At 35.7% G+C, this 11,821-nt stretch carries 4 protein-coding genes; 3 read left to right on the top strand and 1 reads right to left on the bottom strand.

The genetic code is table 11. From position 1 onward, the window contains the following. The first annotated feature begins 1 nt into the window (after nucleotide 1). Entirely contained in the window at nucleotides 2-1,375 is a 1,374-nt protein-coding gene (locus PKC55_RS13550; RefSeq protein ID WP_291128819.1) for a glycoside hydrolase family 43 protein, read from the top strand. Between the two features lie 313 nt (nucleotides 1,376-1,688). Here the strand turns inward: PKC55_RS13550 and PKC55_RS13545 are convergent, their stop codons facing one another. Continuing rightward, nucleotides 1,689-5,696 (bottom strand): two-component regulator propeller domain-containing protein, encoded by a 4,008-nt coding sequence (locus PKC55_RS13545; RefSeq protein WP_291128817.1) that lies wholly within the window; start codon nucleotides 5,694-5,696, stop codon nucleotides 1,689-1,691. Between the two features lie 782 nt (nucleotides 5,697-6,478). Between PKC55_RS13545 and PKC55_RS13540 the strand changes: the two genes are divergently transcribed. Together PKC55_RS13540 and PKC55_RS13535 are read left to right on the top strand one after the other, a co-directional pair. After that, nucleotides 6,479-9,670 carry a SusC/RagA family TonB-linked outer membrane protein gene (locus tag PKC55_RS13540; protein ID WP_291128814.1) on the top strand — a complete coding sequence of 1,064 codons (3,192 nt, stop codon included), beginning with the start codon at nucleotides 6,479-6,481 and terminating at the stop codon, nucleotides 9,668-9,670. 19 nt (nucleotides 9,671-9,689) lie between these two features. Further along, entirely contained in the window at nucleotides 9,690-11,765 is a 2,076-nt protein-coding gene (locus PKC55_RS13535) for a RagB/SusD family nutrient uptake outer membrane protein (RefSeq protein WP_291128811.1), read from the top strand. Nucleotides 11,766-11,821: the final 56 nt, after the last annotated feature.

Genomic DNA, 11,821 nt, shown 5'->3' with positions numbered 1-11,821 from the left:
TATGAATAAAAAAAGAATTATACGTCTCTGCTTATTATTGATCTTGATCAACTTGCCTTTATTTAATTTAAAGGCTCAAAATCCTATTATACAAACAATGTATACCGCAGACCCGGCACCGATAGTCTATAATGATACATTGTTTTTATATGTGGGCCATGACGAAAAGGATGCACCGCCAAATGGTTATTTAATGAGGGATTACCAATTATTTTCAACCATAGATATGGTAAACTGGACAGCACATAAAACACCCTTGAGAACAAGTGATTTTATTTGGTCGGTAGGTGATGCAAGTGCGGCACAATGTATTTATAGGAATGGTAAGTTTTATTGGTATATCTCATCAATGAACAAGTTCTTTCCGGGAGTTGCTGTAGGAGTAGCCTCATCCGAGAGCCCTTATGGGCCATTTAAAGACGCATTGGGGAAGGCGTTAGTGACTAATGATATGACTCGCCATGCTAAACATGCATGGGATGATCTGGATCCTTCTGTCTTTATAGATGATGATGGACAATCTTATTTGTATTGGGGTAATGGCGTATGTTATTGGGCTAAACTTAATAATGACATGATTTCGATTGATGGTGACATTACCGCTCTCGATGCAAAAGACAAATCTATCTTTGGACCAGGCTTTACCGAAGCTCCATGGGTCTATAAACGTCAAGGTTTGTATTATATGATCTATGCATCAGGTTTCCCTGAGTCGCTCCATTATACAGTAAGTAAAAATCCGACAGGTCCGTGGGAATATAAAGGTTGTGTAATGCCTTTGGAAGGGGGCAGTAATACCAATCATCCCGGAATCATTGATTATAAGGGAAATTCATACTTCTTTTATCACAATGATGCCCTGCCCGAAGGCCATAGCTATTGTCGTTCTGTATGTGTAGAGCAATTCTCCTATAATGAGGATGGATCTATCCCTGAGATGAAAATGACCAAAGAGGGTATCATGAAGGGTGTTAACAAATTGAATCCTTTTAAAAGAACTGAAGCAGAAACGATGGCTTGGAGTGAAGGTATATCGATAGAAGAGAATGAGAAAATCGGTGTTTATGTAACCTCCATACATAATGGAGATTATATTAAATTACGCGACGTTGATTTCGGAAATAAAGGGGCTTCACGATTCTCCGCATCAATATCAAGTAGATATCATGGTGGAACTATTGAAATACGACTTGACAATATTGACGGAAAACTGGTCGGTACTTTGCACGCGCCATATACCGGAGAATGGGATAATTGGAGCTTAGTGGAAACAGCTGTTAAAAACACAAAAGATGTTCATGATGTATACTTTGTGTTTAAAGGCAAAGAACCTCACTCTTTATTCAATTTCGACTATTGGATGTTTGGAGAATAGATGATTTTGCTATGATATGACTTCTTGTTGTTCTAGTCAGATTCTCTATATATATAAATGAACTTGAGATTTAATCCTGCCAGTGTTATTCTTGGCAGGATTATTTATCTATATATGAGTTGGTCGAATAGAAAGTAACAAGGAAATATATACAATAACCTGTTACTTTTGTTACTTTTGTCACCTTTGTCACTTTTTTCGCATATCTACTTACAGTTAAATAAATTAGCAAACTAAATTTCAAAAGGCCTGTAAAACTCTTATTTGATAGCAAAAATAAACCTCAAGATAATTCTTGAGGTTCATATTAATTCTATTTTTTTGCATCATCTTCATCCTGAGCTTTCATTATATACTCAGTAGGAGAAATGCCATATAGTTTTTTAAACATTGTGGAGAAGTAAGATTGATTCGTAAATCCGACGGAATATGCAACTAAAGACACATCCATTTTCTTTTCTCTAAGAAGATTCGCAGCTTGCTTGAGTCGAATATTCTTAATAAAGTCTACAGGCGATATGCCGGTCATATCTTTCATCCGTCGATGTAACTGCGACCGACTTAGTCCAACTTGAGATGCCAGCATATTTACATTGAGTTCGGTATTACTTATGTTCTCATTTATGACCGTAACAACACGTTCCATTAAGATATCATCGCCTGATTTGAAGTCAATCGGTTTTATTTTATCTTCTTGATCCTGAGCTCCCGAAAATTTCCCTTTAAGTAGCCTGCGGTTTAAAATCAGATTATTTATTGTAACAATTAGTTCTTCTATATTAAATGGTTTGGACAAATAGGCATCTGCTCCCCTATCTAAGCCTTGTATACGATCTTGGTATTCAGCTTTTGATGTTAGAAGAATAATAGGTATATGGCTTACATTATTATTGTTTTTAAGTCTTTTCACCAAATTTAAACCATCCATATTGGGCATCATTACATCAGAAATAATTAAATCGGGCAGTCGATCTATAGCAACTTGTAACCCATCAACACCATCAACAGCAGTAATTACTTTAAATAACTCACCCAATTCTTGAGAAAGAAAATCTCTTATTTCTTCTTCATCATCGATTATTAGAATTTTATAATTTGTTCTTCGTCTATACGTTTCGGATTTTTCATTTACAACATTTTCCATAAAGTTCCTTTGGTTCAACAACGGACGACTGTCTGATGTCTGATCTGCAATCTCATCCTTTCTCAAATGCTGATTTCCTAAGGGTATGCGAATTGTAAAACAACTACCTGTAGCACCCTCTCTGTTCTTAGCTGTAATAGCACCATAATGTAATAGCACCAATGTCCGAGCAAGGTTTAATCCTATTCCCGACCCTACAGTAGTGAACGTCTCCTGATTTTGTCCTTGATAGAACCTATCAAATATTTTTTCTATCTTCCCTTCTTCTAGGCCTATACCTGAATCAACGATTGATATCTCCATGTATTTCTGAAGTGGCCCCCAAACACTGTTATCGACTCCTGTGGCTAATGATACATTTATTTCTCCACCATCAGGAGTATACTTGAACGCATTTGATAATATATTCATCAATATTTTGTCGAAGTTATTCCGGTCAATCCACACTTCTAAGTTGTCATCTTGATGTTGAAAGGTAAACTGAATATTTCTCCTCACTGATTGGTATTCAAAAACGTCAAACAACTCCTTTATGAAACCAACCATATCAGTCTTACTAAACCTCAACTTCATTTGTCCTTTATCCAGCTTTCTTATATCGAGCAATTGATTCACAAGCCCCAATATTCGATTTGCATTACGATGCATATTTTGCAAAGTTTGCATGGTTTCTGTATCGAAATTACTTTTCAGAAGTTTTTCCATAGGACTTATTATCAGAGTAAGAGGAGATCTTATCTCATGTGAGATGTTAATAAAAAACTGAAGCTTCGATTCATTTATCTGTTCATTTCTCTTCTTCCGAATAAGATTCACGATCAATACTCCAAAAATAAGAATGAGAAATAAGTAAAATGCATATGCCCATGTACTCTTATACCAGGGAGGTGATATAATAATAGAAAACTGCTTGGGCTGAGAGAAAGCACCAAATTTACCGGCCTTAACCTCTAATGTGTATTTTCCGGGATTCAGATGATTATATGTTACCTGATTGATTCCCGGTAGTGTTGAACTCCACTCGCTACTTAATTCTTTTAATCTATATTCGTAGTATATATTCTCCGGGTCAATAAAATCCATAGTCGAGAATTCGAATGTGAAAGTGTTGTCTTCATATGAAAATTTAAACTCTTTTGCTGATAGTATCTCCGAATCGATTATATGCTTCCCTCCTGATAATGTATTAATATTCACAGACTGATTATGGACATACAGATTAGTAGTCAATATCTCATGTTCATAACTGGGTGTAATAATATTTTCAGGATAAAAAGAAGTTATTCCATTATTCCCTCCCCAATAAATAATTCCATCAGCACCCTGAAAATAAACACCTCTATTATAAATCTTATCAAATAATCCATTTCCTATATAATAGTTTATTATTTTATTATCTTTTATTTTTATTTGATTAATACCCTGAAAGGTACTACACCAAATATTCCCCTCTTTGTCTTGAGCCAAGCCACAAATAACGTCACTCGACAGCCCATCTTTTACTGTGTAATTCTTTATATCCTGAGTAGCTCTATCTATAGAGAAAAGTCCATTATATGTTCCTAGCCATATATTGCCATCGTTACTCTCCATAATAGACAAACATATCTGATTTGATAAAATACTATCATGCTTAATAGGAATAAAACGATTTTGAGATGGGTCAAAACAACTAACCCCTTTATAATGGGCAAACCATATTAACCCTTTGGAATCACATAGGATAGAAGTAATCCAATCATTGCCAAGCCTACCCTTTTGCGGGTCCTCCTGCCTCATATTATACTGTTTGTGAATACCTGTTTGAGGATTATATTGAATAAATCCGGCACCAAAAGTTGATATATAGAGTAAATTATCCCTACCTTCCCTTATTGTCTTCATATAGCCATAATAAGGGATATTCAAGAAATTACATTTACCTGTTTTACGATCTAACTTAGCAAGCCCCTTACTATAAGAACCAATCCAAATATTATTTTTTGAATCTTCCACTATCGATATTGCATCATCGATCTCTGTATATTGCTTTATTATTTCCCCTTTTTCATTCAATTTAAGGATACCAACTCTATCTACAGTGCACCAAATATAACCTTCATGATCCTTATATATCGATGTAATTAAATTCCCTAGCTGATTTTGATTATTTACAATATTCCAAAAATTAAATTGGGTCGACTTATTAGGTATTACTAATAAACCTTTCATAAAACAACCCAACCAAAGATTTTTATCACGATCCTCTAATAAGGCATGAATCTTTCCTGTATTAATAGCCAAGCTGTTTCTCGAATTTGTATACGTTAGCAATTTCCCACTTTTCTTATCGATATATTTAACTCCCTGACCTTTAGTCGTAGTACTAACAAACACATTCCCATTATGGCTTAAAGTCATATCCGTAATGCCATACCCAGGTTGCCCTTCCCATTCTATGGGAATAAACTTTTGACTATTTCTATCAAAATAACTCACAGATATTGAGGTACTCATTAATAATCTATCATTATCGTCTTCGAGCATACAAATAATAGAGTTAGAAGGAATATCAGGGATTGTAAATTGTTTTGTTTTCTTTGTAATAGGGTTCATTTGGATAAGTCCCTTGTCATTAATTCCAAACCAAATATAGTTTTGTTTATCTTGATACATATATGCAATAAAATCATCTGTCAACCGTGTAATTTCGTCAAGTGGTTTTGCTCTCAGGTTATCCTTATCAATAGAAAAAACTCCAGTTCCTGCTGTCGTCACCCACATCTGACCATCACGTAACTCAATTATATTTGAAACGTGGAGATATAGATTCTCGGGAAAAATAATTGTTTTAAATGAATTTTCTAAAGAATTATAACATTGAATTCCCTTGTTAGTGCCGATCCATAGTATACCATTCTTATCAATCATTAATGTTTTAACATTATTGCTTAACAAAGATGTACTATCTCCTTCAATATGCAAATATTGAGTAAATTTAATCCCATCAAACTTATTTAGTCCATAATCGGTAGCGACCCATATATAACCGCTAGAATCTTGAATTATTTTATTGATAAGATTTGAAGATAATTCTGTCATCCGATAATCTTTCATATTATAAGGATGTGTATTCTGTGCTGAGACTTTACTTAGGTAGAACAATGACAATATAAATAAAAGATATAAGTATTTCATGGTTTAAATTTAGATTATAACAAAGATACTATTTTTAGAAGAAATTTCCTTATCTATTATGGATAATACGATACCTTATTAACACATTAATAAGTATAAAGTCAAAGAACACTATTAAACAATAAAATACTAATTTAGAGTACATTAACACATAACCTATTGCATTTTTTATCTAAAAAAACATTAAATATCTCTAGGTGCGACAAAAACTAAATAATATGCGACAAAATTCATTTCGGTACAACAATTTTAAACAAATAGAAGATAGTTTCATTAAACAATAATCCATGCTAGTTTCTAGATTTGTTTAACGTATTTTTGCATAAGCGCCGGTATATATTGCATAAATATTATAGTGGAATCTGAACTGTGTTCAGAAGGATATAACGATTGGTGTATAGTTTTTATAACTATCGCTGAGTGATTCTTTTTGTTATAAAATATTTTATATTATGAAAAAGCTGCTAAAAATCAAATCTATTACAACTGAACTTTGGAAAATTTAACCTAAAAAGATAATGGCTGAAAGCTGTTATTTTGAGAATCTAAATCGATAGTGTTTTATAAAAATTTCTTTTTTACTGATTAGCCTAAGTCTATGTAGAATTCCTATCAAATTCTGAAATCTTCTGTAGAATAAAACAACAAGTGATGAAAAATACAAAACATTAAATGATATATTTATGAAATAACATGTAACAAAAAAGAAATAACATCAAGCTTCTTATAAAGAAGATATTGCGAATAAAACAATTAAATTTTTAATACTTAAAATTGTTATAATGAAAAATACATTTTTATATAAACCTACTTCTCTAACCAAGAGTAAGTCGTTTTTAGTCATATTACTATTAGGTATTTTATATAGTTTACCGACTTTAGCACAGCAAAAAGGTAGAACAATAAATGGTAAAGTTTTAGATGAGACACAGGAAGCACTCATTGGAGTTTCTGTTGTACAAAAGAATACAAAGAATGCAACTGTAACAAATACAGATGGGGAATTTAACATTGAACTTATCTCGGGAGAGCAAGTCCTCATAGTCTCATATATCGGAATGGAAACACAACAAATTGATGTTTCGAACAAAAACAATATCCAAATTATCTTAAAAGAAAATAACAAGAGATTAGACGAAGTTGTGGTTATTGGTTATGGTGTGCAAAAGAAACGAGACCTTACAGGCTCTATATCTCAAGTGAAAGCCGAAGACTTGATTGCTACAGCACCAACAACGATCCAAGAAGCTCTGCGTGGAAAAGTGGCAGGGATGATGGTTGCGGGAGCAGATCTTAATACCGACCCCATGATTCGTATACGAGGGAATCGCTCTATTGAAGCAACCAATGATCCCTTATTTGTCATTGATGGAATACCATCAGCCAGTGGTGTAAGTGTAATCAACCCATCGGATGTTGCCTCAATTGAAGTTTTAAAAGATGCATCTGCAACAGCAATATATGGATCTCGCGGAGCAAATGGAGTTATACTTGTGACAACCAAAAAAGGAGAAGAAGGAAAAGTGAATGTAGAATATAATGGTTATGTCACTATTGGTAAAATAGATAATATGAGGAAAGTGCGAAATGCGGCGGAATATATAGAATATTTACGAGAAGCCGATCGCAAATATATCTATGACGGACAAGGAGGATATACCTTAGACCCTACTTCGGCATACCCATCCATGACTCCGAATTGGGAATATGATCAAAAAATGGAATATATCACCCGCGATCAATCTGGATATGTCCTTGAGTCTGTACGCAAAGCATGGGAAAGTGGGACATATAACCCATCTATGCTTCGCGGATTCAACTGGCAAATGGCAGGATACAGGGATGAGGCAATATCTCAAAATCATAACATAAGTATACGTGGAGGAAGTAAGGATACCAAAATATTCCTATCTGGATCGTTTATGGATAATCAAGGAATTACCCCACGATCTTTTCGTACAAGATATACTTTACGTATGAACGTAGACCAAAAACTTGGTAAACACATAAATATGGGAGCTACTACAAACTTTGCTTATTGGGAATATTTTAATGGTACCGGAGTTGGAGGAAACTGGAACCCATTAGGGACTCCTTATTATACTCCGGGCGGTAGTGGTGATTACGGTAATGGAGGTGATGTTACAAAAAATGGAGATCCTGCTTTAGGTTTAGTTCCTCATCCAACAGGAGAAGGTATGCTATGGAACCCTTTCTATGACTTTACCGGAAATCAAGGGAAAACCAAAAGAAACCAGATTGATGCAACCCTATATGCTCAAATAACATTAGACAATGGATTATCATACCGAGCTAATTTCGGAACAAATTATTATAGTGGACAAGAGCAGGCTTTTTACGCTTCTGCCTCTACACAACAAGGTTTTGGTAATGCCAGAGCCAATCAAAATCTGGAGTTTAAAAGAAGTTGGACCTTTGAGAACATACTTAGCTATAACAAAACGTTTGGACAACATAGCCTTAATTTAACAGGAGTACAGTCTGTTGAGAAATCAATCGATGAGCCTGTTACTGCAAGCGGTGTGGGCCTACCAATTGAGTCTCAATGGTATTACAATCTAGGAACAGCAAGTACACAATCTGCTACAAGTGGTTACACGCAATGGTCAATGATGTCATGGATGGGTCGTGCTATCTATGGGTTCAAAGATAATCGTTATATGTTAACAGCATCTATCCGTAGTGATGGTTCTTCTCGTCTGGCTGAAGGTCATAAATGGGTTGCATTCCCATCTGCATCTTTTGCATGGCGTATTTCCGATGAAGCGTTTATAAAAAATAATATACCAGTAGTTTCTAATTTGAAGCTTCGTTTAGGTTATGGAAAGACAGGAAACTCTGCTGTTAATCCATATCAAACTATAGGACAAATCTCTAGTAGTCGCTACACATGGGGAGAGATCGGTGCAATAGGTTATGCTCCTAATTCGCTATCTAATCCACTCTTAACATGGGAAACTACAGGACAATACAACCTCGGAGTTGATTTTGGAATATTAAGAGGGCGCATCTCAGGTTCCATTGATGTTTACAAGCAAAACACAAAGGACTTGTTAATGTTCCGTGCATTACCTGAAGTATCTGGATTTGGTCAAATTCTTTCAAATATCGGAGAAACAGAAAATCAAGGGATTGAAGTAGCCATCTCCACTGTGAACTTTGAAACAAAAGACTTCAAATGGAATACCTCATTACAGTTTTCGATGAATAAGGAAAAAATTGTAAAATTAGCATCCGGTCTAGAAAAAGATGTCGCAAATATGTGGTTTGTTGGACATCCGGTTGATACATATTACGATTATGTAAATACTAAAAACGTTTGGGGATACTCAAAAGAGGACATGGAAGAAATGGCAAAATTTAATGCAAATGGCCATTCTTACAAACCTGGTGATTTACGTTTTGTTGATCTGGATGGAAACTACAAAATTGATGAAAAAGACCGTGATTTCCGCGGACAAAAAATGCCAAAATGGAATCTTGGTATGGGAAATAATTTCTATTATAAGAATTTTGACCTTTATATATTTATGTATGGAATGTTTGGACATACAATTTATAGCGATCCAGGAGTAGGACACGATGGACGTATGAACACACGGGTAGTAAACTATTGGACACCTGAAAATACTCAGAGCAGTTTCAGAAAACCGACAAAAGGAGATGCTGACCAACCGCATAGAGAAGCTTATTGGTATAACAAGGGAGACTTCGTTCGAATATCTGATATTACATTAGGATATACTTTACCGGCGAGTCTTACAAGGATTGTTGGTGTCGAAAAAGCTAGATTTTACGCACAATTACAGAATCCGTTCACATTTACGAGTTATCCAAACAACGACCCTGAAGGTTCGGTTAAGGCGACAAGAGACTATGCTCGCAAACACGAATCCTATAGTGAACCTACAACCCTGAGAAATTATATGTTTGGCGTAAATTTAACATTTTAACAATTAAATAATAAGAAACATGAAATCCTTAAAATATATAATTACAATTGGAATATTTGGATGTATTATGGCATCCTGCTCAGATTTTTTGGAAGAAAAAGGATATAACACGAATTATACCTACTACAATTCCAACGAAGGGCTTAACGCGTTGGTTGTATCAGCTTACCAAAACGGAAGGGGAATGTTTTCAACATCGAATACTCCATCAGGAATAATCTTTCAGGAGATCGGTACAGATATGTACACAATAGGGGGAGACGGAGGTACTGATTTTGCTTTATATACATCAGCAATGAATCCTTCGAATGAGACATTCTCTGCCTTTTGGACAGATTGTTACAATGGCGTAGCTAGAGCTAATCTAGGCTTAAAATACATAGAATCGAATACAACGATGGCTGCTGACATCAAGAATATAAGAAAAGGTGAGCTATTGTTCCTGAGAGCCTATTATTACTACGTGCTGGCTATACACTACGGTGATTGCCCGTTGGTACTAGAGCCTGTTGATGCACCAAAGCTCAACTTTGTACGTTCGCCACAAAAAGAAATTTGGGCACAAATCATAAACGATGCTACAGAAGCATGGAATTTACTTCCGTGGGCTGATGCGCAAGGTAAAGTAACAGGTGATTATGGTCGTGTAGGTAAAGGTGCTGCAGGGCATTTACTAACTAAATCGCATATGTTCCGTTATTGTCAGAAATATACACAAAGTCAGTCTGACCCTAAAATGAATGAAGATCGTGGAGCAACTACAGACGATTTAGATTTGGCTATAAAATATGCAAGTGCAGTTTGTAATTTTGGTACTGGTGCAGGAAGTGGCAGCAATCATACCCTTAGTCCCGACTATGCTGACTTATGGAGGTTTAATCCTAAGACAGGAGGCCCTACTCCTGGTGATTATGCAGGCCCTGAAATTCTTTTTAGCATACAGTTTTCAACCAACCACTTTTATAATAACCAGACTCCGGACAAAGTCAATGATGGCGGTAACTGGCTGCATATGATGTTCACTACACAAGCTGACGGTATGCCTATGGTTACAGAAAATGGAAAAGGTACAGAAAGTGTAAGTAGAGGTACCAGTATGGGAATAGGTCGTGATTTAATTACTGGTCGCGGATGGAGACGGACTTCTCCAACACCTTTCTTGTATGCTGATAACGGACTATACGGGCCACAATATTATGCAAGTTCTAAACAAGGTAAACTGATAGACTCTCGTCTTTATAAGTCTCATGTATGGGTATATTATGCCAATCAGACACCTTCGGCTGATGTGAGTTGGAAATCTTTCACGAATGCCGCAGGAACCTTTGATCCTACATCGATAGGTAAGACTGAAGGGTCTCCTCGTTATGTGGTAGGCGATACAGCCATTGTATTCTCTGTAGAGAATCTGGATAAACGTTTCCAGAGTGGAACTCGTTCTGAGAAGCTTGCTTTAGCACGTTCTATGGAACCTTACTGGTATATACCAATGCAATCTATTACAAAAACCGAGATTGGAAATAGAGGTATCAGAGACGGAATAACAAATACTTTCCCTACTCTAATAAAATATTTGGATAGTCGCCGAGCATCAACCAACGATCAGGCCGGATTTAGGGATTATTTCTGCTACCGCTTGGGAGAAACATATATCTTGTTAGCTGAAGCTTTGGCTATGAAAGGAGATTATGCAAATTCGGCTGCAGCTCTAAATATTGTCCGCGAACGCGCTGCATGGAAAGAAGGAGAGAGCAAATATTCACATTATTGGAAATATGATGGAGGTAACTACGCTGACAGAAAGAAATCGACAGTAGATGAAATGAAAGTTACTGCAGGCTTTATCAGTGCTATGACCGATGATGCAAGATTAGTATTCTTCCTTGACGAAAACGGTAAAGAGACAGAAGGAGAATTACATCGTTTTGAATATTTAGTAAGAAATGGAGCCGATTTCTTTGTCAAAATGCTCAAAGAACGCAATTCTTTTGCTGCACCGAATGTTAAACCGTTCCACCGATTCAGACCTATACCTCAAAAACATTTAGACCGAGTAAGTCCAATGGATCCAAATGGACAGAATTACGGATATTAAAGAAATGTAATTATTCTTCAAGCATAACTTATTTTGGAAAAGCCCCGAATCTTATA

The sequence above is a fragment of the Dysgonomonas sp. genome, assembly GCF_035323175.1.
Lineage (GTDB): Bacteria > Bacteroidota > Bacteroidia > Bacteroidales > Dysgonomonadaceae > Dysgonomonas.
The sequence above is the reverse complement of the archived record's forward strand: the minus strand, read 5'-3'. Positions and strand labels throughout refer to the sequence as shown.